The sequence below is a fragment of the Achromobacter sp. 1L-A-4-B-C2 genome (assembly GCF_057291955.1).
The window spans coordinates 840,995-864,622 of sequence record NZ_JBXAWP010000001.1; the positions used below are offsets into that span (position 1 = coordinate 840,995).

Here is a 23,628-nt window from a genome sequence, read left to right on the forward strand (position 1 = left end):
GAGACACGGACATGACCATGCCCGACAACTTGACCGGCCCCTACACCGCGCTGCACGTCACACTTGAAGACGGCGTGGCCGTCATCCTGCTGGCCAACCCGCCGGTGAATGCGCTTAGCACCGACATGATGAACGAGCTGTCCTGGGTGCTGGACCGCATCTCGGAAACGCCCGAGGTGCGCGCCGTGGTGTTGTCCGGACAGGGCAAGACGTTTTGCGCGGGCGCGGACTTGAAGAACCGCGCCGCCACCATCAAGGGTCCCGGCGACCTGCCGCAGCACTCGCGCCGCACCCGCGAGTGCTTTCATGCCATTCGCGAATGCGCCAAGCCCGTCATCGGCGCCATCAACGGCGCTGCGCTGGGCGCGGGGCTGGCCATCGTGGCCTCGTGCGACATCTTGCTGGCGGCATCGACGGCCGTGGTCGGCCTGCCTGAAATCAACGTCGGCCTGCTGGGCGGTGGACGCCATGGCATGCGGCTGTTCGGCCATTCCCGCTTGCGCCGCATGATGCTGACGGGCTTGCGCGTGGACGGCGACGAGCTCTATCGCCTGGGCATCGTCGAAGCCTCCGTGCCCGCCGACGCCTTGATGGATCGCGCCCTGGAATTGGCGCGCGAGCTGGCGTCCAAGAGCCCCTTGGCCACCGTGCTGGCCAAGCAGACGCTGAACGCCATCGAAGACATGAGCCTGCGCGACGGCTACCGCTACGAACAGGACATGACCGCCGCTATCGGCAAGACCGAAGACGCCCAGGAAGCGCGCCGCGCCTTTCTGGAAAAGCGGGCACCGGTGTTCCAGGGCAAATAAGGGGAAGACCGATGAGCCGAGCATTAGAGGGCGTCAAAGTCCTGGATTTAAGCCGCGTGTTCTCCGGGCCGTGGGCCGCGCAGATGCTGGCCGACTTTGGCGCCGAGGTCATCAAGGTCGAACGCCCGGGCCGGGGCGACGACGTCCGGCACCAGGGCTATCCGATGCCGGATCGCCATGGCGAACCCAGTCGGCAAACCTCGTCGTTTGTGGCGATGAACCGGGGCAAGAAATCCCTGACCATCGATATCTCCAAGCCCGACGGCCAGGCGCTGGTTCGCCGGCTTGCCGAGCGCGCCGACATCGTCATCGAGAACTTCAAGGCGGGCGACCTGCGCCGCTACGGGCTGGATCACGACGCGCTGTCCAAGGTCAACCCCCGGCTGGTGATTTGCTCGATCACCGGCTTCGGGCAGTCCGGCCCGTACAGCCATCTGCCCGGCTACGACCCGATCTTTCAATCCATGAGCGGGCTGATGAGCGTGACCGGGGTGCCCGATGGCGAACCCGGCGCGGGGCCGGTCAAGGCGGGGTATTCCGTGTCGGACATCACGGCGGGCTTTTACGCGGTGGCGGCCATACTGGCGGCGCTGCACCATCGGGACCAGATCTCTGGCGCAGGCCAGCATATCGACCTGGCCTTGCTGGACGCGCAGATTGCCGCCATGTCGCACATCGGCATGAACTATCTGGCAAGCGGCCAGGTGCCGGCGCGCATGGGGTCGGCCTCGCAGATAACCGCGCCGTTTCGCGCGTTTGCCTGCCGCGATGGACACCTGATGGTGGCGGTGGGCAACGACACGCAGTTTCGCGCCTTCTGCGCGGTGATCGGGCTACCCGCGCTGGCCGACGACGCGCGTTTTACCAGCAACCCCAAACGCGCCGCCGCGCAAGCCGAGTTGTCGCGCCTGATCGAGCCGGCCATGCAGGCGCGCACCGCCGGCGAATGGAACGACGCGCTGGCTGCGGCCAACGTGCCCTGCGGCCCGATCTACACGATGGACCAGGTGTTTGAGGACCCGCAGGTACGGCACCGCCAGGTGCTGGGCCGCGTCGCGCATCCTGAACTGGGCGACATGCCCGTCATCAACAACCCCATCCATTTTTCCAAGACGCCGATAGCGCCGGGCCTGCCGCCGCCCCTGCTGGGCGAACATACGGCCGAGGTCCTGCGCGCCGAACTGGGGCTGTCCGACGACGAGATCGCGCGCCTGCACGCCGAGGGCATCGTATGAGCAGCGTGGACCCTGCCTTGATCGAAGAAATACGCGACAGCGCGCGTGATTTTCTGTCGCGCCGCGACCAGCGCCAGCGCAAGCGCTCGGCAAGCGGCGCCGATCGCGCCTATTGGCGCCAGATCGCCGACGCCGGCTGGCTCGGCATGAGCGTGCCGGAAGCCATGGGCGGGCTGGGCCTGGGCTGGCACGCGATGGCCGCCGTCATCGAAGAAGCCGGACGCGCGCAATTGCCCGAGCCGCTGGTGGGCGCGGGCGTATTGGGCGCAACCCTGCTCACGACAATCACACCCCTGCCGGACTCCCCCTTGCGCGACACCCTGCTCCAAGCGGTGTGCGATGGGACGCGGATGATGGCGCTGGCCTGGCAAGAAACCGAAGGGCAGCTGGAAGCCGGCGAGGCCGCGGGCGTGTTCGGCGTCAGCGCCACCCCGCGCGAAGGCGCCTATGTCTTGAACGGCGAAAAGCGCCATGTCATTGCCGACGCCGCCGTGGACGGCTGGCTGGTAATGGCCGATAGCGAACCAGGCACCCTGTTGTTCTACCTGGCCGCCGGCACGCCCGGCGTTACCGTGCGCCCCCATGCGCGCGCGGACGGCACGCCCGCCTGCCACCTGAGCATCGAATCGGCCATCGTGCCGGCCGACGCGCTGCTGTCCCAGGACGCTGTGCTGGACGCCGTGGACCATGCCCTGGATTACGGCCGCCTGATGCAATCGGCCGAATTGATCGGCGTGGCGCGGCAGGTGCTGGCCGATACGGCGGTCTACCTGAACACGCGCCAGCAATTCGGCAAGCCGTTGTCATCGTTCCAGGCACTGCAACACCGGCTGGTGGACGCGGCGCTACAGGTGGAGTTGGCGGCCAGCAGTTTGCAGGACGCGTTAACGACATTGGCCGACGCCACGGACCCGGACGTCGCCACCGCTCGCAAGGTTGCCGCCAGCCGGGTGAAGGCCCGCGCGGCGCGCGCCGGGCTGGACGCCACGCGCCTGGCGATTCAGTTGCACGGCGCCATCGGCTACACCGAGGAATGCGACGTCAGCCTGTATTTTCGCAGCGCCTTGCACCTGGCCGCGTGGCTGGGCAACGCCGCCGCGCATCGCCAACGCTACGGCGCACTGGCTGATGCGCCCGCGCCCCCTGCCGACGACACCGCCACGCCGTCATCGCCGGGGGAATTTCCCCGCGACGCCGACTGGAACGGCATGCCCGAAGCCGACTTCCGTGCGCTGTTGCGCCGCTTTTTTCACGCGCATTATCCCCAGCACCTGCGGCATGTGCCGTGGCGGCTGCATTGGGATGAGATCAAGCCGTGGTACTTCACGCTGTCGCGCCAGGGCTGGATTGCACCATCGTGGCCGCGCGAGCATGGCGGCATGGCCTTGTCGCCCGCGCGGCAGATCGCCTTCATCGAAGAGGCCGAGCGCCATGGCGTGGCGCGCGCACCCGACCAGGGCCTGGTCATGCTGGGCCCCATCCTGATCCGCTACGGCACCGAGGCACAACGCGCACGCTTCCTGCCGGGCATCCTGTCGGGCAAGGCCGTGTGGGCGCAGGGCTATTCCGAACCCAACGCGGGTTCGGACCTGGCGGCGTTGCGATGCGAAGCCGTGATCGACGGCGACGACCTGATCGTGACCGGGCAAAAGACATGGTCGACGCTGGCGCAGGACGCCACGCACATGTTCATGCTGGTGCGTACCGACAAGACGGTGAAGAAGCAGGCGGGCATCAGCTTCCTGCTGGTGGACCTGGCCAGCCCCGGCATCAGCCGCCGCCCCATCCGCACGCTGTCCGGCCACGAAGAGTTTTGCGAAGTGTTCTTCGATCAGGTGCGTGTGCCGCGCGCCAACCTGGTGGGTGAACTGAACGCCGGCTGGGGTATCGCCAAGGCACTGCTGGGCTTCGAACGCTTGTTTTCCGGCAGCCCGAAGCACGCGAGCCATGCGCTGCAACAGATCTTCAGCATCGCGCGACAACGCGGCCTGTTGGCCGACCCCGCCTTTACGGACCGCCTGGCTGAACTGCGGATGGACAGCGCCGACCTGACCGCCATGTACCGCGTGTTTGCCGATATGGCCCGGGCCGGTCGACCGTTGCCGCCGACGTTGTCGCTACTGAAAATCTGGGCCACCGAAACGCATGAACGACTGGGCGCGCTGCTGATCCAGATTGCCGAGGAATACGGCGGCGCCGACATGCGGCTGGGCTACGGCGATGGGGATCGGGATGGGAATGGCGGCGTGCAGGCGCTGGCGCCCTACCTCAACGCACTGGCCGCCACCATCTTCAGCGGCACCAACGAGATTCAACGCAACATCTACGCCAAACAGGTCCTGGGCCTGGACGGCGCATAACAACATCGCGCCGACACGACTGGGCGCCATCAGGAGAGAGACAATGAAAAAAGCACCCGCATTGACGGTGGCCTCGGTATTGCTGGCCGCAACGATGGCGCCCGTGGCGCAGGCCGCGCAGCCCTGGCCCAGCCAGCCCATCCGCTTGATCGTGCCCTACCCGCCGGGCGGCTCGGTGGACAACCTGGCCCGCCTGCTGGCACCCGCGCTGGGCAAGCGGCTGGGCCAAACCATCGTCATCGAGAACAAGGCGGGCGCCAGCGGCACCATCGGCGTGGACGCCACCGTGCGCGCCGAGCCGGACGGCAACACGTTCGGCTTCGGCGTGCCGGGCGCCATCACCGGCCTGCCGCACGTCATGAAGGTGCCTTACAACGTCAGCACCATTCAGTATGTGTCGCTGGTGGCGCGCATTCCGCAAGTGGTCATGGTGAACCCGTCGCTGCCCGACACCACGCTGGCCGCCTTCGTTGCCAGCGCCAAGCAGCATCCGGGCAAATACAACTACGGCTCGGCCGGCAACGTGACCACGCCCCATCTGGGCGGCGAACTGCTGAAGCAGCAAACGGGCATCGACATCATGCACGTGCCGTACAAGGGCGCCGCGCCCGCCGTGACGGCCTTGCTGTCCAACGAAGTGCAGATGTTCCCGGGTGACGCGTCGGCAGCCTTGGGCTTCATCAAGGCAGGCAAGCTGCGCGCGCTGGCGGTGGCCAGCCCCGAACGCTTCGAGGGCCTGCCCGACGTGCCCACCACCCGCGAGGCGGGCTTTCCCGGCGTGATCGTGGAATCGAACTACGGCATCATCGCGCCCACCGGCACGCCCAAGGACATCGTCGACAAGATGGCGGCGGCCATCGCCCAGTCCCTGGCGGAACCCGAACTGCGCCAGAAGATGATCGACCAGGGCGCCATTCCGGCGGCAAGCACGCCGGACCAGTACCGCACGCTGATGGAAACCGAATCCAAGAAATGGGGCGACGTGATCCGACGCGGCAAGCTTGGGCTGGAATGACCCGTTGCCACGCGCTTTGCCGTACGCTTATGCCGTTCCTTCTGCCTGCGACCCCGCCCCGCCATCATGCCTTTCGCCAAAGCCACCGGGCTAAGCCTGGACCTGACTGCCGACCTGAACAAATGGAGGGCGTTCCTGGCGATTGCGGAGTTGGGCAGCATCACGCGCGCCGCGCTCTACCTGGACCAGGACCAATCCGTTCTCAGCCGCCGCATCAACGCACTGGAACGCGAGTGCAACGCGCGGCTGTTCAACCGCACCGGTCGCGGCGTGAATTTGTCCGAGGTGGGCCAGCGGCTGTTTCCCTTGGTGCAAACGCTGCTGGGCGACGCCGAACGGCTGGAACTTGAGCTTAACGGCCAGGCGCGCGAGCCCGCGGGCGAAGTCACGCTGGGGCTGTTGCCGTCCACCGCGCATCCGCTGATCCGCCGCTTGTTTTCGCGCCTGCGCAAGCACTTCCCGAAGGTGCACCTGAAGATTCTTGAAGGCTCCAGCGGCCAGATCGAAGAGTGGCTGACGGACAGCCGCGTGGACATCGCCATCCTGTACCGCTATGGCGACAAGTGCCCGCCGGGCGAGCAGGCGCTGGCCTACGTGGATTCCTATCTGGTGGGCGCGGCGGGCGATACGCGCACCGCATCGGGCGAAGTCACGTTCGACCAGCTTAACGGCCTGCCCTTTATCCTGCCGGGCGCGCCGAATGGTTTGCGCAATGCGCTGGACGGCCTGGCGCGAGCGCGCAAGATCACCATTGCCCCGTTGATCGAAGCGGATTCGTTGCCGCTGATGAAGTCGATTGTGGAGCACGAGAACATGTACACCGTGCTGCCGCTACATGCCGTCTGGCAAGAGGTGCAGGAAGGCCGGCTAAGCATCGCGGCGCTGCGCGACCCGACGATGGGCCGAATCATTTCCATGGCATTTTCCAGGTCCAAGGGACCGGGCCGCACCGTCATGGAAGTGGCGGCGCAGATTGAAACGCTGGTGCGGGAAATCGGCGGCGAAGGCGTGTGGCATGCGGAACCTTGAGGGGCAAGGAATCGCCTGCCGCAGGACCGCCTGCCGCAGGTCCGCCTGCCGCGCTCAACCGAACCCGTACAGGCGCGCCGGGTTGTCGACCCATACCTTCTTGCGCAAGCCGTCGTTGCCCAGCCATTCATAGGCCACGTCCACCAGCGCATCGGCCGATGGCGCGGACGCGCCCATGCGCACGAACGGCCAGTCCGATCCCCACAGCACCTGATCGGGGTTGGCGGCCGTGAAGGCGTCGTGGATGTAGCGGGCATTTTCATAGTCGGGCGCGGCGCCCACGCGGCACAACGTCAGCTTCATCCAGATTCGCCCGTCGGCCAGCAAGCCGCGCAGCAGCTGAAAGGCCGCATCCTGTTCGCCACGCGCAGGCACCAGGCTGCCCAGATGGTCGATCACAATCGGCACGTCCAGCGCAGCCAACGCCGGCAGATGCTGCACATACGCATCGCAAGGCGCCCATAGCTGGGCATGCAGGCCAAACTGCTTCATGCGCGGCGCCATCGCGGCAATCTGCCCAAAGCCCACGCTGCCGGGGAACAAATTGCCCGCCGGGTCGCGCGCTTCCAGAAAGCGCAGACCGCGCACGCCGCCATCCACCAGCGCCTGCAACTGCGCATCGGTCACCGACGGGTCGGCCACCGCGATGCCGCGCAGCCGCTCACCGCCTTGCGCCAAAGCGTCCAACAACGCCGCCGGGTCCACGCCATAGGGCGCGGGCTGCACCAACACCCCGCGCGCCGCGCCCAGCGTATCCAGCATGCGCAGGTAGCGCGGCGCAGGCGCGTCCGGCGCGGCATAGGACGAGGCGTGTTGCAGGGGAAAGCGGTCATACGGGCCGAACACATGGCAATGTGCATCGCAGGCCAAGGCGGGTAGCGCGTGCCTGGGGGTGACGGGCATGCGCGGTATCTCGGGCGTCATGGCTGCTCCTTGCGCGGCAGCGCCGCCAATGGGCTCAAGGCCGGCGCGCCGCCTTGCGTCGGAATATCCAGCGGCGCGGGCGCGTCGTCCGGCATCGGGATGTCGTGTGCGTTCAACGTCATGGACACCATGGTGTAATAGCCGATCACCGCCGTCAGCTCCACCACGCCCACCGCCTGCCATCGCGCTACCGCTTCGGCATAGAGGTCGGGATCGACCTGGCCGGTTTCCTGCAACTGGCGCGAGAACTCGTAGACGACTTCATCGTCGCGCGTGTCGAACCGCGGCATCTCCCGCGCCTGGATGGCGTCCAGCACGGCGTCTGCAATGCCGGCCGCGCGCGCTGCCTGCGCGTGGATATGCCATTCGATCTGGCTGTTCCAACGGCGCGCCGTCACCACAATGGCCAACTCGCTGACACGCGGCGGCAGGCTGGTGCCAAAGCGCAGCAGGGCGCCCAACGCCTGCCAGCGTTCGGCAAGTTCGGGGCTGTGCAGCGCCGCGCGCAGCGGGCCCACAAGGCGCCCGCGCGGGCCCGAGACGATCTTCTCGTACACGCGTTTCTGGTCCTCGGTCATGCTGTCGGGGGAAGGCAGCGGGATACGGCTCATCATCATCCTCGGTTCAGTTTGTGGCGCGGCGCCAAGTCGGACGCGCCGCGCGCATCGACGCACGCAATGACGCCGGCAACGATGCACGCGACGACCCGCGCATCATCGGGCCACGTTCGATACGGCGCGTTCACGGCGTTTCATCCGGCTGGCTGCGCGCCACCGACGGGCGCGCGCAAAAGCCTTGATGCCAGGCGGCAAGCTTGGGGTGGCCACTGCGCCAATCGATATCCGGAAAACGATAATCCATGTACGACAGCGCGCAACCGATGGCAATCACCCCCAGGTCGAAGCCGGTGGCCGACAACGCGGGCGTCTCGGCTTCCAGCGCGGCCAGCACGGCACGCACCTTCAGCGCAAACGCGTCCAGCCAAGCCGCCGTCTGCTTTTCCACAGGCTTGTTGCGCTCTTGGCGGTACAGCAACAACGCGTCCAGAAACCCATCGCCCAGCGCCTGCCGGCGCTCGGCCACGAGCCGCGCCGTGGCATCGCCAGGCATCAGCCGACCGCCCGTCAGCCCATCCAGATACGCACAGATGACGCGCGAGTCGTACAAGGCCGTGCCATCTTCCAACACCAACGTGGGCAGCTTGATCAGCGGATTGTCCGCCACCAGATCCAGATTGGGCTTGTCCATTGCGACGGGCGTGCGCACCAACTGCACGCGGTCTTCAATACCACCTTCGTATAAAACGATCATCACCTTGCGCACAAACGGCGACCTGGGCGACCAATGCAACTTCATCGTGGTTCTCCTTGGGGTTGCGCGACGGGGCGCGCATCAATGCCCTTGCGCGGGCAGCACCGACGGGTCGTTGGCCGCGGTGGGCGCCAGCATCTGGAACAAATCACTTGTGTGCGCATACCAACCCGCGCCATGCATGCGGCCCAGCAAGCCCAACGCGGGCGTGTCCACATGAAAGCGATCGCGGTTCAGCAACGCGTCGTCGCGCAGATACATGCCCACCACGCGCGCCAACACGATCACACGATGCGGCGCGGCCTCGATCACCTGCCACACCTTGCATTCCAGCGCTGCCGGGCTTTGCGCGATGCGCGGCGGCGCGACCAGCGTCGATGGCTGCGTGGACAGCCCCACGCGGGCCAGCTCGTCAACGCTGGCGTCGTAATCCAGGCTGGTCTGGTTCATCTGCCGGGCCAATTCCCTGGACACCACGTTGATCACGAATTCACCCGTGTCCATGATGTTGCGCGACGAATCCTTCCACTGCCCGGCGCGCGGGCCGATGCCCAGCGCCACGATGGGCGGGTCACTGCTGACGACGTTGAAAAACGAAAACGGCGCGGCGTTCAGATCGCCGCGCGCGGACTGGGTCACCACCCAGGCAATAGGCCGTGGCACGACCACGCTGGACAGCAGCTTGAACGCATCGGCGGACGCCAGTTGGCTGAAATCAAAATTCATGGCGGCATCGCCCTGCGGCGGCGTTACGAAGGTTTTTCATTTTGCCAGCAGCCCCAACGAGCCCAGCAACCGCTGCATGTCGGCGCGATCACGGCGCACGTAGGCGTCGGCCTCGGCGGGCGATAAGGACATCAGTTCTATCGCCTGCTCTTGCATCACGCGCCGGTATTCCGGGTCGTCGTTCACGGCCTGCACGGCGCTGCTCAGGCGCTGCACGATGTCGGGCGGCGTGCCGGCGGGCGCGGCCAGGCTGTACCACGTAGCGGCCTCGGCGCCCGCCACGCCGGCTTCGGCCAGCGTGGGCACGTTGGGCAGCAGCGGGGAACGCTTGTCGGCTGCGTACGCCAACGCCACCAGCCGCCCTTGGCGGATGAATGGCAGGCTGGCCGACAGGTTCAGCATGGCCAGGTCGATCTGGCCGCCCACCACATCGTTGATGGCGGGCGATGCGCCGGCGTAGGGAATGTGATTGAGCTGCACGTGCGCAGCCTGCTGGAACTGTTCCGCGCCCAGATGCGTGGCGCCGCCCACGCCGGCCGACCCGTAGCTGAGCTTGCCCGGTTCGGCCTTGGCGCGTTCCACCAATTGCGCAACCGTGGTGATGCCACGCGCCGGGTTCACCACCAGCATGATGGGCTGCACGGCCACCACCGAACAGAACGCGAAGCCGTCCACCCCGTCGTAGGGCGTCTTTTGCATCAACGGCGTCACCACGTGGCCGGCGGACGTGCCCAGCAGCAAGGTGTAGCCGTCCGGCTTGGCGCGGGCCACAAAGCCCGTGCCGATGGACGCGCCGCCACCCGGTTTGTTTTCCACCACCACCGGTTGGCCCAGCCGCTTTTCCAGTGCGCGGCCCAGGCTGCGCGCCACCACATCGGCCGGGCCGCCCGCCGCGTACGGATTCACCAGCGTCAAGGGGCGGTCAGGATAAGACGCGGCGTGGGCGGCCGGCATCAGCAGTGCAGCCAGCGCCGCCACCATGGCCGCTTTGGCCAAGCGAAACGGATTCATCGATGTCATGGAATTTCCCGTTGAAGGGCGATCAAGCGCGCGCCCATGGCCGTCTCGCAATCAGTCCGACTTGGCGCCGGACTGCTCGATCACTTTGGCCCACTTCGCCGTGTCCGTCTTGATCTGCGCGGCAAACGCTTCGGGCGTGCTGTGCGTGGTCTGAATGCCGTAGGCCGCCATGCGCTCGACCATTTGCGGTGACGTCATCACCGCCGCGATGTCCTGGTTCAGCTTGTCGATCACCGCGCGCGGCGTACCGGCAGGCGCCAGCACACCTGACCACAGGCTGACTTCGTACGACTCAAAGCCCGGCGTTTCTGAAATCGACGGCACATCGGGCAGCACCGGCAAGCGCTGGCGGCTGGTCACGCCCAGCGCGCGCACCTTGCCCAGCTTGACCTGTTCGATGAAGTTCGATGACGTGTCGATCATCATCGATATCCGGCCCGCCAGGAAATCGTTGATGGCGCCCGACGTGCCCTTGTACGGGATATGGCGGATGTCCACACCCGCCGTGGACTTGAACATTTCGCCGGCCAGATGGCTGGTCGTGCCGTTGCCCGATGAGCTGAACGTCAGTTCGCCCGGCCGCGCCTTCGCCAGCGCCGCCAGTTCCGCCACGGAATTCACTTTCAGATCGGAATTGACCACCAGCAGATTCGACGTCAGGTTGGTCATCGAGATCGGCGCGAAGCTCTTTTGCGGGTCGTAGCGCAGCTTGGGGTACAGCGACGGGTTGATGGTCAGCACGCCCATCGTCGAGTACAGCAGCGTGTAGCCGTCGGGCGCCGCGCTGGCCACGGCTTCCGCGCCAATCGTGCCCCCAGCGCCACCCCGGTTTTCCACCACGATGGCTTGGCCCAGCTTGTCACCCAGCCCTTGCGCCAGCGCGCGCGCCATCAAATCGGTTGCGCCCCCCGCCGGAAACGGCACCACCATCCGGATGGAGTGGTCAGGATAGGCGCCCGCCACGGCCGGCCCCATCATCCCGACGGCGGATACCGCCGCCCCCACCCGCAGCCACAGGCCGACCGAGGTCAGCGCCCTTGCGATCTTCATACCGTCTCCAAACCTTGTGATTTTTGTGTTTGAAGCATGGTATGCGGCGGGCCGGGCCGGCGCTATGCGCGGTATCGCATATCTGCTTTGCGCAGGGCTACGCCACGTAACCCAATGCCGCGCTGGCGGCCGCGGCTTCTTTTTTTACCGCCGCCACCACCTTGCCGTTGGGCGACACATCAAAGCCACCCGTCGCGCCCAGCGCCGTCAACACCGCGCAGGGCCGGCCCGTGTGGTCATACAAGGGCGCCGACACGGCGCTGATGCCGCGCAGGTTCGTATCCTTGACCGTGGCGCAGCCGGCCGCTTGCACCTGACGCCGCAGCCCACCGATGGGATCGTCGCGGTCCAGCAAGGCGCGCAAATCGTCGGGCGCCTCGGCCAGTTCCGCCAGGGCCATCCGCTGGATCGGGGCTTCGTCCAAAGCGCCCAGAAACGCGCGTCCGGTCGCGGACCACAGCATCGACAGTACCGAGCCCACGCGCACGTTCACCGTGACGGGCAGCGCCGGTTCCTCGAAGCGCACGATGGTCGGGCCCTTGTTGCCCATCACGGCGATGAAGCACGTCACCGCCAGGCTTTCGCGCAGCCGGATCAACACGGGTTCGCTGATGCGCAACGGGTCCGCCTGGCGCATGGCGGCCACGCCCACCATCAGCGTTTCCAGGCCAAGGTGGTACTGCTGCGTGGCCACTTCCTGGTCCACCAGGCCCTCGGCGATCAGGCTCATCAGATAGCGATGCACCTTGGCGGGGCTTTCGTCCACGTGCGCGGCCAGCGCGGTCAGGCTGGCGCGCCCGCCCATTCGGGCCAGGCCTTTCAACACCACCATGCCGGTCTCGGCAGCCTGCACGCGCTGGCGCCTTTCGAGCGGGCGGGTGTCCCTTTCCGGATTCACATCCGCATTCGTGGATGCCTTGGTGGATGCCTTGGTGGATGCCTTCGTGGACGCCTTTGTCGACGCCTTGGGGGCAACCTCGTCGGACGTCCGGGCGGACTTGGCGGGCATCTTCTTGGACGGCTTGGATGGGGTCATATCAGCGGTGATTCCTGGCGAATGCGGGCGCGCGGGGCGGCTGGGGGCCTGCCGGCGCGGATCCAAGGTTAACCCTTCTTGAAAAATTACGCATTGCGTATATGATTTACGCAAAAGAAGGGATGCCATCAGGTCATCCCAATACGGAGACAGCCTATGCGCGCCCTGAAACACCCCCTGCTTGCCGGCCTTTTGGCCTTGCCCCTGCTGGCCTGTGCCAGCGCGTTTGCCCAAACCGCACCGGCCAACTACCCGTCCAAACCCGTGCGCTGGGTGGTGCCGTACGCGGCGGGCGGCGGGTCCGACTTCCTGGCCCGCAGCATCGGCCAGGGCCTGACCGGCCGCCTGGGCCAACCCGTCGTCATCGAGAACAAACCCGGTGGCAACACCGCGATTGCCGCCTCGGAAACCGCGCGCGCCCCGGCCGACGGCTACACCATGCTGTCCGCCGACAACGGCACGCTGGTGTTCAACCCGGCGCTGTACAAGAAGCTGTCGTATGACCCGGTCAAGGACCTGGCGCCCGTCACGCTGATGGGCCGCTTTCCCATGATCCTGGTGGTGGGCCCGTCCATGAAGGTCAACACCGTTCAGGAATTTTTGGCCGAGGCCAAGTCACGCAAGGAAGGCCTGGACTACGGTTCCGCTGGCGCGGGCAGCCCGCACCACCTGGCCATGGAACTGCTGAAAGTCGAAAGCGGCCTGACCATGACCCACGTGCCGTATCGCGGCGCATCGCCCGCGCTGGCTGACGTGGCGGGCGGCCAGATCCCCGCCATGATGGTCGACCTGGCGGCCGGCGCGGGCTTCATCAACGGCGGCAAAGTGCGCGCGCTGGCCGTTGCCAACCCCACGCGCCTGCCGCAATTGCCCAACGTGCCGACGTTTGCCGAGATCGGCCTGAAGAACGTCGAGGCCGCCGCGCAGGTGGGCGTCGTGGTGCCGGCGGGTACGCCGCCCGCCGTCATCGACGCGCTGAACAAGCAGGTGGTCGCCACCATCAACGACCCGGCCACGCGCCAGCGCCTGGTGGAATTCGGCATCGAGCCGGTCGGCAACACGCCCGCCGAATACGCCGACATGCTGAAAGCCGAACGCGCCCGCTGGCAAAAGCTGATCAGCGATCTGAAGATCACGCTGGACTAAGCGCTGCCATCACCACCCGCGGCCTGCCGCCCACGCGGCAGGCCGATGCATCACGAATACACGGAAAGCATCATGAGCCAATCGCCCTCTCCCTCGCGCCCGTCGGGCTGTCCCATCGATCACGCGGCGCTTGCCGCGATGCAAAGCCCAACCGGCTGCCCCGTCAGCCCGCGCGCGGCCGAGTTCGACCCCTTTGGCGATGGCTATCAGCAAGACCCGCCTGAATACGTGCGCTGGGCGCGCGAGCAGGAACCCGTGTTCTACAGCCCCAAGCTGGGCTACTGGGTGGTGACCCGCTACGAAGACATCAAGGCCATCTTTCGCGACAACATCACCTTCAGCCCGTCCATCGCGCTGGAAAAAATCACCCCCACCGGGCCCGAGGCCAACGCCGTGCTGGCGTCGTACGGCTACGCCATGAACCGCACGCTGGTCAACGAAGACGAGCCCGCCCACATGCCGCGCCGCCGCGTGCTGATGGACCCGTTCACGCCCGAAGAACTCAAGCACCACGAGCCCATGGTCCGCCGCCTGACCCGCGAATACGTCGACCGCTTCATCAACGACGGCCGCGCCGATCTCGTCGACCAGATGCTGTGGGAAGTGCCGCTGACCGTGGCGCTGCATTTCCTTGGCGTGCCCGAAGAAGACATGGAGCTGCTGCGCCAATATTCCATCGCGCACACGGTCAACACCTGGGGCCGCCCCAAGCCTGAAGAACAAGTGGCCGTGGCGCATGCCGTGGGCAATTTCTGGCAGTTGGCCGGCAAGATCCTGGACAAGATGCGCCAGGACCCGTCCGGCCCCGGTTGGATGCAATACGGCCTGCGCAAGCAGCAGACGCATCCGGAAGTCGTCACCGATTCCTACCTGCATTCCATGATGATGGCCGGCATCGTCGCCGCCCACGAAACCACCGCCAACGCATCGGCCAACGCCATCAAGCTGCTGCTGCAACACCCCGACGCCTGGCGCGAGATCTGTGAAGACCCCGACCTGATTCCCAACGCCGTCGAAGAATGCCTGCGCCATAACGGCTCGGTCGCGGCATGGCGCCGCCTGGCCACGCGCGACGTCGAAATCGCCGGTGTGCCGATTCCGGCAGGCTCCAAGCTGCTGATCGTCACGTCGTCCGCCAACCACGACGAAGGCCAATTCAACGACGCCGACCTCTTCGACATCCGCCGCGAAAACGCCAGCGACCAACTCACATTCGGCTACGGCTCGCACCAATGCATGGGCAAGAACCTGGCCCGCATGGAAATGCAGATCTTCCTGGAAGAACTCACGCGCCGCCTGCCGCATATGAAGCTGTCGGAGCAGTCGTTTACCTATGTGCCCAATACCTCGTTTCGCGGGCCGGAGCACTTGTGGGTGGAGTGGGACCCGAAGCAGAACCCGGAACTCGCGTCGCCGGCATTGCTGAATGATCAGCACCCCGTGCGCATCGGCGAGCCCTCGTCGCACGCCATCACGCGGCCCGTCGTCGTGCAAAGCGCGGTCGAAGCCGCTGACGGCATCCTGCGCCTGCGTTTGGTGTCGCCCGATGGCAAGCCGCTGCCGCGCTGGACGCCGGGCTCGCACATCGACGTGGAATGCGGCGACACGGACTTGTCGCGCCAATATTCCTTGTGCGGCGATCCTTCGGAGACCGGTGTATTTGAAATTGCCGTGTTGAAGGAAACGGAAGGCCGAGGCGGCTCCGCATGGATGCACGCGAACGCGGTGGTCGGCACACGCTTGCGCATCCGGGGGCCGCGCAATCACTTCCGCATGAATGAAGCGGCCGACAAGCTGATCTTGATTGCCGGCGGCATCGGCATCACCCCCATCAGCGCCATGGCGCGGCGCGCCAAGGAACTGGGCCTGGATTACCAACTGCATTACAGCGGGCGGTCACGCAGCTGCATGGCGATGCTGGACGAACTTGTCGCGTTGCACGGCGACCGCCTGCATGCCCACGTCAAAGACGAAGGCACGCGCGCGGATTACGCGGCGCTGTTGTCCCAGCCGGATTTCGGCACGCAGATTTATGCGTGCGGCCCGCAAGGCTTGCTGGATGGCTTGGCGGCGTGCTGCGCCGCGTGGCCGGAAGATGCGCTGCGCGTGGAACACTTCCATTCCACCCTGGGCACGCTGGATCCGTCCAAGGAACAGCCATTTGAAGTCGTGCTGAAGGACTCGGGCATCGTCATCAACGTGCCCGCGGATCAGACCCTGCTGACCGCGCTGCGCGGCGCCAATATCGACGTGCAAAGCGACTGCGAGGAAGGCCTGTGCGGATCGTGCGAGGTGCGCGTGCTGGAGGGGCAGATTGACCACCGCGACGTCGTGCTCACGCGCGCTGAACGCGACGCGAACAACAAGATGATGGCGTGCTGCTCGCGCTCGTGTGGCGGTGGGAAGGTGGTGTTGGAGTTGTGACGGTGGACTGACCGACCCGGCTACCAACCTCGCCAATCGTGGATACCATCCGCCTGTACGGCGGATGGCTACGCATTCATTAGTTCGTTTATCCCCCCTTCCCGCCCCGCCTGCGCCCAAGCGCCCGCGCAGGCGTTTTTGCGTCCGCCACCCCTAGTAAAAAAAGCGGTGTACATGCCGCCAGCAGGGAAACCACGCGGGCGGCAAACGGGTAACCCGCGTGATAGCGTGCCTCACGCGGGCGTCATCCCAGCCAGCAGCAGATGTATCGCAAGACTCGATCTGTGGAGAGCCGAGCATGCAGAAGAATCTGGCCATCTTCTTTGACGGTACGTGGAACGAACCCAACGACCGCACCAACGCCTACGAGCTTTACAAAGCCGCGCCCGAAACCAGCACGCAGGAAACCCTGTATATCGAAGGCGTCGGCACCCAAGGCCAAGGCCTGTGGGCCGCCATCGATAAATTCCTGGGCGGCGCATTCGGCGCCGGCCTGTCCGCCAATATCCGCCAGGGCTACCGATGGCTGTGCCAACGCCAAGAACCTGGGGACCACATTTTCCTGTTCGGCTTCAGCCGTGGCGCGTACTCGGCACGCAGCCTGGCCGGCATGGTCCGCAAATGTGGCCTGCTCAAAAACCCCACCGACGACAACGTCGCCGAAGCGTACGCGCTTTACCGCGATGAGTGCCTGCCCTCGTCCATCGACGCCATTTCGTTTCGCGCTCAGTTCTCGCGCGACACCGACCTGCATTTCGTCGGCGTCTGGGACACGGTGGGCAGCCTGGGCATACCCGTCGGCGGCATTTCGTTTCCCGGGTTTTCAAAGTTCTATAACTTTCACGACACCGAACTGAGCAACCACGTCCGCAACGCCTATCACGCCATCGCAACGAACGAATACCGCGAGCCGTATTTCCCAACGCTATGGACAAGGCTGGCAACATCCGAACCGCGCCCGCCGGACAGGCCGGTTGAACAGCGCTGGTTCATCGGCGCGCACTCGGATATCGGCGGAGGATATCGCGACGGGAGTTTGCAGACACTACCGGCAGCGTGGATCCAGGAAAAGGCGCGGCAGGCGGGGTTGGAAGCCGGCACCGCGCAGCGCATCTCCACCGACTATGACCAGTGCAATCCGCACGACTCGTACAAGGAGTTCACCGAGAAGGTGCTGATTCATGTGAAGAAGCAAGCGCGGGTTTGGGACGGCGAGACCGTGTTGAATCTGACGGTGGATGAAAGAGTGGTGAGGCGGGTGGAAGGGAGTGTGGAGTATTTGAAGGAGTTTCCGGATTTCAGGGAGGCGGTGGCGGCCTTGCCGGTGGGGCGGGGGTAGCCCAGACGCTTGCCTCGCACATCCAAATTATTAAACCTATCCAAGACTGGCTAGGTCCCGAAGTGATAGTTCGAGGCGCATTCGCGCAGCGCCGGAGCCACTTCCGGCGGCTCGTTCGGACCCGGAAGATCACGCTTCCAACCGGCGCAGGGAGGATTGAGCATCGATCTGGGCATTACGCTTCCTCCGTCACGCTGATGCGGGCATAGCCGGTAAGGTCATCCACGTCAGGCACAATCGTGATTGATCTCATCACCGCCCTTCTCCCCTGCCCTCCAACCCACGCGAATATTCGCTAGATCGCGACTCCCAATCCATCGCCTCCGGCCACTCCACCCGAGGCGCCCACCGCAATGCCAGGTTGTACGCCGGCACATCGTTCGCATCGCGCGGTTCGATGTCGCACGGCGGCAAGGCTTGCGGGCCTTGCTGCATATAGGTGCAGACGTAGGCCCAGAGGTTGTCCAGGTCGTGGTTGTAGGTGCTGAGGTGGAAGCGTTCGATGACGTCGTTGGTACCGGGTTTGACGATGGCGAGGGACACGCCCCACTTGATCATCAAGCCCCCGCCGGAGGTGACGCCCCATTGCTCCCAGAGTTCGGCGCGCACGTCGTCCCAGGGGTAGCTGGCGGTGGTGACGTACCAGCGGGTGAACGGGTTCCACCAGACCATGTGGAAGCCGTAGACGTAGATGCGGCGGCGGGCGCGGTTGAAGCGGATGGGGAGGTCACGTGGGGGGGAGACGTCGGCCAGATACAGAAATGCGGTCATCCAGACACCAATTGCCAAAACGAACACAGCGATCCACAGCGTCGACCAATCGCTCGTAGTGAACGCTCTGGGGTGATCCACCAGCAAACTCCAAATGACGCCGGGTACTCCGATGATCGTCGCATAGAGCATAAATGGGATAAACAGCAACAACACCCCACGTATGCGGGATGATCGACGAGACAGTTCCATGTAGACATCATCAACATGATTGGGCGCGTTTTCACGCAAGCTAGGAATTGCATCGGGACGGTCATTTGGGCCGGGCAAGTCGCGTTTCCATCCCAAGCAGGCCGGGCTGAGTTTGGGTTGAACCATTACGCGTCCTCGGTCATGCTGATGCGGGCGTAACCGGTAAGGTCATCCCTGTCAGGCCAGAACGTGATCTCGATCGTGGCGCTCTTGATACTGTGCATGGGTCCGAGCCAGTATCGACAACTCAAGACGGGAGATTCTCGGGTTGGCAAACCCTGATCTTCTGGCAGCAAGTATTTATACGAATCCAATCCAGGGGCCCACCGCATGCTGTTGTGGTGCATTGCCGCAAGCACGCCCTCTGACAGTTTTGGACCTCGGCGTCCGCTTCTTTCCACGCCAAAGCTCTCTAAAAGCAGCCTGAATTCGAAGCGCGATATCGTGGGGTCGAACCCTGGCAACACGATCCGATAGGCCAGTTCAATTCCCGATTCGACCCCGCCCGTTGCCTGGATCTGCAGAATGTCTGACGTTAGAAGCAAATCGGTATCCATTACCCGCTTGGCGGAATGAAAGCCCAGGGTTGCATCCATTCCTATGACCGCAGCGTTCAACGCCGAAATCGCCGCGTCCATTTGGTCAGCCCCCTCCCAACGACGTTCTTGTTCTGCTTTGCCAAAGTAGGACCGACGGGCCCACATTTCCAGACTGTCCGACTCAAGAGACTTGGCGTTTTTTCCGACAACGAAAGCGGCCAGTCCAAGCACGATTCCAAGGCCCAGTGGCCCTAACAAGGCTCCGTCTACCAAGATGCCAAAGATGCTCGCGGCAGCACCGAAGAGTGAAATGAAGCCACTCAACTTGTACTGTTTTCCCGCGTCGACATCTCCCAATAAATCCGTCCGAACTTCCGCCGCGAAACTCCCCACCCCATCCGCCACCCCGCCCAACGCCGCGATTACCCCTCCCGCCTTGATCTGCGTCTTCCCCATCCCGATCGCCCGCGTCACAGCACCGCCCTCCGCTGCCGCCACCCGTCGCATGAACGGCTGCACACATTCCGCGCCAATTCTCAGCGTCAACCCACCCGCCTCCACACCCGCCCCCAGCAGCCCCACCCCTGCCCCATACAACGCGGCCATCGCTTCCGGATGCCTTGCACCGACAGTCTCCCGCGCCGCATCCAGGCTGGTACGCACGCTGTCATGCAGGAAATACAAGCTGACCAGTGACAGCGCGCCATAACCCGACCCGACAGACAATCGCTTTAGACTCGTCAGCCCATTCTTCGCGAACTCCTGCGCGTGGGCCGCGCTTAACTCCAAACCCTTTAGCAGTTGCGCCGCCGGGGCTTCCAGGTTCTTCATGCCGACCGAGATCTTTCGCATCGCGCCATGCGACGCCTTGCGCGCCGCATCTTCCGCTTGACGGACCACACCTTCCACCTGGCGCGCCACATTTTCTACTGGATCGCCGGCTACTTTCTCAAAGGCGTTGATTCGCTTCCGGATCTCTTCCGCGCTGCCTTCCATCCACAGCGTCACGTCAATCAGCGTATTGCGCACCGCCGGGTCCGGGATGCTGATCAAGCCGGCGAACACAAACGCGCGCACGCGCCGGCTGGCGTCTTGTTGCAGGGGCTCGCCGACGCGTTGCAGCTCTTCGGCGCAGATGGACAGCAGTTCCCCCACCGTGAGTTGAACCACCACCTGCGTCATCTGCGCCTTGCGGTACAGCCACGCGCCGCCCACGTGAACCGCATCGACGGCGGCTTTGGAGCCGGCGCTCAAGTGTTGATTCAGGCGCTCGCTGGCGCCGTGCATGGCGGTCAGCAGTTGGTCGGCGGCGTCTGCCGCTCGGCCTTCTCGCCATGCACCGATTTCTTTGCTGCTGATGATGCTCTTGACGGCGTCGAAGTATTTTTTCCCGGCGTCGTTGGCAACCGCCCCGGCGCCGAACAGCGGGATAAAGGTGGTTTGCAAAAAGGTTTGATGGCCGTTCAAGGCCAGATAGGCGGCGCTGTTGGGATCACTTAGCAACGACTGCCACGCGGTGCCGGTAGGCCCCAGCGTTTCAGGCTCCGCCGACGCGGCATCAGGCGCAGGCATCGCATCGGTAATCCCGCCGTCCAAACACGCACCAACCGTAATCAAGCGCAGCAGACGCGATCGTTCATCGGTATCGGAATAGTCCATTGCCACGATGCGCTTCCACGCCGCGCTACCCAGTACCTGCGCCCAATCCTTGCCATACGCATCGATATCTTTTTCAAACCGCTTGATGTCGCGGTCATACCGGGACTGAAAGCTCGCCCGGCCATGGCGGCGCGGTTCGGCGGGGGGATTGGTTTCCCAGTAGCGTTCTTTCAATCGTTCAACGCGATCGGTGATCTTGGCCTGCACCCGCTCTTGCCGTTCACGCGCGGGGTCCCAGAACACGGGTGGCGTGCCGGACTCGCTGGGCATGATGTCGAGCAAGGGTGTCGGGCTATCCATCGTCTCGGCGTCGGTCTGCACGGCGTACATCTGTTGAATTGCCAGCAGGCATTGCGAGGTCAGGTAGGCATAGCGGCGAGTCGGCTCTTCGGACCACAAGCGCTTCTGCGTATAGGCGGCCAGGCGGACGTTGTTGAGTTCTTCGGCCATGCCGATCGGGTCGGGCAGAATCAGCCCGGTCACGCCTTGCGGCAAGCGGTGCTGCCGTTCCATCAGCGTCAGGTAGTTACGCATGCCCGTGGCTTGCGTCACGCGCGATGACCAGCCGTGAACACTGCCGAAGTCGTCGACACCGCTGACATACTCCGCCACGTGTTTGTTCACCGGATGCGCATGTTCCAGCGCCAGCGCGGTGCTACCCGCCGTGGGATCGTCCCGCAACTTGGGCAGATCCACGATGACAAACCGTAGCGGGTAATTGGCATTCAAACCGTCGCCTGACTTGTACGCATCCAGCACCGCCGTCGGCCAAGGGTCTTGCGAATACGCGATCCAGGCCAGTTTGTACTTATCAATGTCGATACCGATGAACGACGCGGGCAAGTCGTGGGCGGCCTGAACGCAGCGCTCGGCCAGCGGAGCAGGCTCGTCGCGCGCCATCTCGTAGGGATCGAAATGCCGCATATGGCCCGCATCGGTCACTTGATAGGCATGCCATACCCTGCGGTCCAGCAGCACATACACATAGCCCTTGCGCATGATGCGCAGCGATTCTTGCAGACCAGGATGCGACAGCGCACCGCGCGCATGTAAGAACGGGCTCTTGGCCACCACCGCCGGGCGCAGCAGCAGAATCGGCACGCCGTTGCGTTCGCAGGCGTTGCAACTGCCGGGTGGCAGCGGCAGGGTTTCTTCGACGATGTCGATAAGCGATTGGCTGAGCGTCATGCGAACACTCGAAGGCCAAGGCTCTTGCTGGCAATGCAAAACGTTGCGGGGGTAGGCATGACGGGCTCCGTCGTCGTGTCGGCCATGGCGGCCGGGGGGCTTCCGAAGGAAGCGCTAGCCGGACTCATGCAACATCCATGCCGAGCGTCACGTCCTGTCAATAAGCTCCATGAAATCAATGGCTTGCCATGCGGCTAAGACACTTACGACGGAGCTCTCTGACCGGAATCCCTACGAAACCGCCGTTTTCCCCCAGAAAACGGGCCAGTTCTGACCCGATAAAAAAATATCGCTATTGAATCAATGGCTTGTAGCGGGTCAAAATTGGCCCGATCAGGTCAAATCTGGCCCACGCTGTGAAGAATGACCGCACGCCACTCTTCCCTAAGGATGCGAACCATGGCTCTTGGTCTGTCATCGCACTATGTTTTGCTGAATAAAAAATGCAGTCTGACACCTTAAAAAAACCAAAAAAAAACCCCGACGATTGCTCGCCGGGGGAGTCCCTGCACACACAACACAGCTTGCTCAGTTCGAATACACCCTGATCTGGTCGCTTTTCAAGACATCCGGGGTCAGGTTCTTTTCAATCCAGCCCATCGACGTGTCTTCCACTCCCGGCGTCACCAGTTCGGCCGGCACGATCGTAATGTCGGCCAGCACCTTGAATGGGTACTTGTCGCTCTTCTTGGTCACGCCGAACAATTGCGCTTCCAGGCCCTGGCCGTCAGCACGGTGCATTTTGACTTCGCGGCCGTAGCCCTTGAAGGACACGTCGTGCATGGCGGCGGCCACTTGTTCCGGGGTGGGCCAGGCGCCGTTGTTGTCCTTGATGGCTTTCTCGTAGCCTGCTTTCAGGCCCTGGATGGCTTGCACCATGTGGTAGACCGAGTAGATCGGGTACGCGCCGGTCTTGTCGTGGAATTTCTTCACGAAGGCCTGGTGCTGCGGGTCGTCCTTGGTTTCCGGGTGCAGGAAGTAGTGATCGCCGCGTGCGCCGACGTAGACGCCTTCGGGCAAGGCGTTGCCCAGGCGTTCCAGCGAGCTTTCGGCCAGCGACAGCACGAAGGTAGAGTTCTTGAACAGGTTGCGCTGCGAAGCCTGGCGCACGAAGTTGTCCAGGTCGCCGCCCCATGACGTGGACACGATGACGTCGGGTCGCAGTGCTTGCAGGCGGCTGATTTCCGTGGAGAAGTCGGCGGCACCGAACTTGGGGAACATCTCGGCCACGACCTTTACGTCGGGCTTGAACTTCTTCAGCGCGGCCAGGAAAATGTCGCGCGAGTCGCGGCCCCAGGCGTAGTCCTGGTTGACGATGGCGATGGTCTTGAAGTCGGGCTTGACCTTCATCAGGTACAGCACCTGCGCGACCATTTCGGTGGTGGCGTTGGCTTGCGTGCGCACCACGTACTTGTACTTCTTGCCTTCCAGCGCCTTTTCCGTGCCGCAGTCCCACAGCACGTTCAGCACCTTCAGGTCTTCGGCTACGGGGGCCACGATGTTGCAGTGGCCGCTTGAAATGGCCGACAGCATCACGCGCGTGCCGCCTTCGGCCAGGCGGCGGTATTCGGACAACAGTTTTTCGCCGCCGCCGCCTTCGTCGATGTAGCTGGGCACAAGCTTGACGCCGTCGATGCCGCCTGCCGCGTTGATGTCCTGGATCAGGATTTCAGCGGCGTCGCGCGCCGGCACGCCGAACACCGATGCCGAGCCCGACAGGAAGGTCGAGATGCCGATGTTCAGTTCTTTGGGCTTGTCGGCGGCGCCGGCCAGCGCCGCGAAGCCGGACAGCAGGGTGGCGCCTAACAGCGCGGCCAGTCTTGAGGTTTTCATGGTTGTCTCTCCAGTGTTGTAG

The 23,628-nt window shown here is 64.5% G+C and carries 18 protein-coding genes; 8 read left to right on the plus strand and 10 right to left on the minus strand.

The window, feature by feature from the left end:
- Positions 1-11 precede the first annotated feature (11 nt).
- The 5 genes from AC0Z35_RS03780 to AC0Z35_RS03800 all read left to right on the plus strand — a co-directional run bounded on the left by AC0Z35_RS03780 (position 12) and on the right by AC0Z35_RS03800 (position 6,448).
- Positions 12-809 (plus strand): enoyl-CoA hydratase/isomerase family protein, encoded by a 798-nt coding sequence (locus tag AC0Z35_RS03780; RefSeq protein ID WP_411266407.1) that lies wholly within the window; start codon positions 12-14, stop codon positions 807-809.
- 11 nt (positions 810-820) lie between these two features.
- The gene (locus AC0Z35_RS03785; protein ID WP_485131338.1) at positions 821-2,044 is read left to right on the plus strand and encodes a CaiB/BaiF CoA transferase family protein; all 1,224 of its coding nucleotides are present in this window, start codon (positions 821-823) and stop codon (positions 2,042-2,044) included.
- Positions 2,041-4,404, plus strand: a complete 2,364-nt coding sequence (locus AC0Z35_RS03790; RefSeq protein WP_485131337.1) for an acyl-CoA dehydrogenase family protein — start codon at positions 2,041-2,043, stop codon at positions 4,402-4,404. Before AC0Z35_RS03785 ends, AC0Z35_RS03790 begins: the two co-directional genes overlap by 4 nt.
- A 43-nt stretch (positions 4,405-4,447) precedes the next feature.
- The gene (locus AC0Z35_RS03795; protein WP_485131336.1) at positions 4,448-5,419 is read left to right on the plus strand and encodes a Bug family tripartite tricarboxylate transporter substrate binding protein; all 972 of its coding nucleotides are present in this window, start codon (positions 4,448-4,450) and stop codon (positions 5,417-5,419) included.
- 66 nt (positions 5,420-5,485) lie between these two features.
- Positions 5,486-6,448 (plus strand): LysR family transcriptional regulator, encoded by a 963-nt coding sequence (locus tag AC0Z35_RS03800; RefSeq protein WP_046807675.1) that lies wholly within the window; start codon positions 5,486-5,488, stop codon positions 6,446-6,448.
- A gap of 54 nt (positions 6,449-6,502) precedes the next feature.
- Here the strand turns inward: AC0Z35_RS03800 and AC0Z35_RS03805 are convergent, their stop codons facing one another.
- The 7 genes from AC0Z35_RS03805 to AC0Z35_RS03835 form a co-directional block, all read right to left on the minus strand.
- Positions 6,503-7,372 (minus strand): amidohydrolase family protein, encoded by an 870-nt coding sequence (locus AC0Z35_RS03805; protein ID WP_485131335.1) that lies wholly within the window; start codon positions 7,370-7,372, stop codon positions 6,503-6,505.
- Positions 7,369-7,983, minus strand: a complete 615-nt coding sequence (locus AC0Z35_RS03810; RefSeq protein WP_485131334.1) for a carboxymuconolactone decarboxylase family protein — start codon at positions 7,981-7,983, stop codon at positions 7,369-7,371. Before AC0Z35_RS03810 ends, AC0Z35_RS03805 begins: the two co-directional genes overlap by 4 nt.
- 130 nt (positions 7,984-8,113) lie before the next feature.
- Complete coding sequence (locus AC0Z35_RS03815) at positions 8,114-8,728, minus strand: glutathione S-transferase (protein ID WP_485131333.1); 615 nt, start codon at positions 8,726-8,728, stop codon at positions 8,114-8,116.
- 36 nt (positions 8,729-8,764) lie between these two features.
- Positions 8,765-9,409, minus strand: coding sequence for a flavin reductase family protein (locus tag AC0Z35_RS03820; RefSeq protein ID WP_046807672.1), 645 nt, complete (start codon positions 9,407-9,409; stop codon positions 8,765-8,767).
- Positions 9,410-9,445: 36 nt separating this feature from the next.
- Positions 9,446-10,429 (minus strand): tripartite tricarboxylate transporter substrate binding protein, encoded by a 984-nt coding sequence (locus tag AC0Z35_RS03825; protein ID WP_485131332.1) that lies wholly within the window; start codon positions 10,427-10,429, stop codon positions 9,446-9,448.
- 51 nt (positions 10,430-10,480) lie between these two features.
- Positions 10,481-11,479, minus strand: coding sequence for a Bug family tripartite tricarboxylate transporter substrate binding protein (locus tag AC0Z35_RS03830; protein WP_046807670.1), 999 nt, complete (start codon positions 11,477-11,479; stop codon positions 10,481-10,483).
- Positions 11,480-11,576: 97 nt separating this feature from the next.
- Complete coding sequence (locus AC0Z35_RS03835) at positions 11,577-12,515, minus strand: IclR family transcriptional regulator (RefSeq protein WP_485131331.1); 939 nt, start codon at positions 12,513-12,515, stop codon at positions 11,577-11,579.
- 156 nt (positions 12,516-12,671) lie between these two features.
- Here AC0Z35_RS03835 and AC0Z35_RS03840 point away from each other — a divergent pair, with 156 nt between their 5' ends.
- The 3 genes from AC0Z35_RS03840 to AC0Z35_RS03850 all read left to right on the plus strand — a co-directional run bounded on the left by AC0Z35_RS03840 (position 12,672) and on the right by AC0Z35_RS03850 (position 17,424).
- Positions 12,672-13,661 (plus strand): Bug family tripartite tricarboxylate transporter substrate binding protein, encoded by a 990-nt coding sequence (locus AC0Z35_RS03840; RefSeq protein WP_485131330.1) that lies wholly within the window; start codon positions 12,672-12,674, stop codon positions 13,659-13,661.
- Between the two features lie 72 nt (positions 13,662-13,733).
- On the plus strand, positions 13,734-16,085 hold the full coding sequence (locus AC0Z35_RS03845) for a cytochrome P450 (protein WP_485131329.1): 2,352 nt from the start codon (positions 13,734-13,736) through the stop codon (positions 16,083-16,085).
- A gap of 298 nt (positions 16,086-16,383) precedes the next feature.
- A complete protein-coding gene (locus AC0Z35_RS03850) occupies positions 16,384-17,424 on the plus strand; it encodes a DUF2235 domain-containing protein (protein WP_485131328.1) in 1,041 nt (346 codons plus the stop codon).
- A 252-nt stretch (positions 17,425-17,676) separates the two neighbouring features.
- On the opposite strand, the gene AC0Z35_RS03855 is transcribed toward AC0Z35_RS03850, so the two are convergent.
- The 3 genes from AC0Z35_RS03855 to AC0Z35_RS03865 form a co-directional block, all read right to left on the minus strand.
- Positions 17,677-18,513, minus strand: coding sequence for a DUF6708 domain-containing protein (locus tag AC0Z35_RS03855; RefSeq protein ID WP_485131327.1), 837 nt, complete (start codon positions 18,511-18,513; stop codon positions 17,677-17,679).
- A complete protein-coding gene (locus AC0Z35_RS03860) occupies positions 18,513-21,773 on the minus strand; it encodes a T6SS effector BTH_I2691 family protein (protein ID WP_485131326.1) in 3,261 nt (1,086 codons plus the stop codon). Before AC0Z35_RS03860 ends, AC0Z35_RS03855 begins: the two co-directional genes overlap by 1 nt.
- A 528-nt stretch (positions 21,774-22,301) precedes the next feature.
- Positions 22,302-23,606, minus strand: a complete 1,305-nt coding sequence (locus AC0Z35_RS03865) for an ABC transporter substrate-binding protein (RefSeq protein WP_485131325.1) — start codon at positions 23,604-23,606, stop codon at positions 22,302-22,304.
- Between the last annotated feature and the right edge of the window lie 22 nt (positions 23,607-23,628).

Excerpts from the sequence above, each read along its gene's own strand:
- AC0Z35_RS03780 (WP_411266407.1), top strand. The coding sequence starts at position 12 with ATGACCATGCCCGACAACTTGACCGGCCCCTACACCGCGCTGCACGTC.
- AC0Z35_RS03785 (WP_485131338.1), top strand. The coding sequence starts at position 821 with ATGAGCCGAGCATTAGAGGGCGTCAAAGTCCTGGATTTAAGCCGCGTG.
- AC0Z35_RS03790 (WP_485131337.1), top strand. The coding sequence starts at position 2,041 with ATGAGCAGCGTGGACCCTGCCTTGATCGAAGAAATACGCGACAGCGCG.
- AC0Z35_RS03795 (WP_485131336.1), top strand. The coding sequence starts at position 4,448 with ATGAAAAAAGCACCCGCATTGACGGTGGCCTCGGTATTGCTGGCCGCA.
- AC0Z35_RS03800 (WP_046807675.1), top strand. The coding sequence starts at position 5,486 with ATGCCTTTCGCCAAAGCCACCGGGCTAAGCCTGGACCTGACTGCCGAC.
- AC0Z35_RS03805 (WP_485131335.1), bottom strand. The coding sequence starts at position 7,372 with ATGACGCCCGAGATACCGCGCATGCCCGTCACCCCCAGGCACGCGCTA.
- AC0Z35_RS03810 (WP_485131334.1), bottom strand. The coding sequence starts at position 7,983 with ATGAGCCGTATCCCGCTGCCTTCCCCCGACAGCATGACCGAGGACCAG.
- AC0Z35_RS03815 (WP_485131333.1), bottom strand. The coding sequence starts at position 8,728 with ATGAAGTTGCATTGGTCGCCCAGGTCGCCGTTTGTGCGCAAGGTGATG.
- AC0Z35_RS03820 (WP_046807672.1), bottom strand. The coding sequence starts at position 9,409 with ATGAATTTTGATTTCAGCCAACTGGCGTCCGCCGATGCGTTCAAGCTG.
- AC0Z35_RS03825 (WP_485131332.1), bottom strand. The coding sequence starts at position 10,429 with ATGACATCGATGAATCCGTTTCGCTTGGCCAAAGCGGCCATGGTGGCG.
- AC0Z35_RS03830 (WP_046807670.1), bottom strand. The coding sequence starts at position 11,479 with ATGAAGATCGCAAGGGCGCTGACCTCGGTCGGCCTGTGGCTGCGGGTG.
- AC0Z35_RS03835 (WP_485131331.1), bottom strand. The coding sequence starts at position 12,515 with ATGACCCCATCCAAGCCGTCCAAGAAGATGCCCGCCAAGTCCGCCCGG.
- AC0Z35_RS03840 (WP_485131330.1), top strand. The coding sequence starts at position 12,672 with ATGCGCGCCCTGAAACACCCCCTGCTTGCCGGCCTTTTGGCCTTGCCC.
- AC0Z35_RS03845 (WP_485131329.1), top strand. The coding sequence starts at position 13,734 with ATGAGCCAATCGCCCTCTCCCTCGCGCCCGTCGGGCTGTCCCATCGAT.
- AC0Z35_RS03850 (WP_485131328.1), top strand. The coding sequence starts at position 16,384 with ATGCAGAAGAATCTGGCCATCTTCTTTGACGGTACGTGGAACGAACCC.
- AC0Z35_RS03855 (WP_485131327.1), bottom strand. The coding sequence starts at position 18,513 with ATGGTTCAACCCAAACTCAGCCCGGCCTGCTTGGGATGGAAACGCGAC.
- AC0Z35_RS03860 (WP_485131326.1), bottom strand. The coding sequence starts at position 21,773 with ATGACGCTCAGCCAATCGCTTATCGACATCGTCGAAGAAACCCTGCCG.
- AC0Z35_RS03865 (WP_485131325.1), bottom strand. The coding sequence starts at position 23,606 with ATGAAAACCTCAAGACTGGCCGCGCTGTTAGGCGCCACCCTGCTGTCC.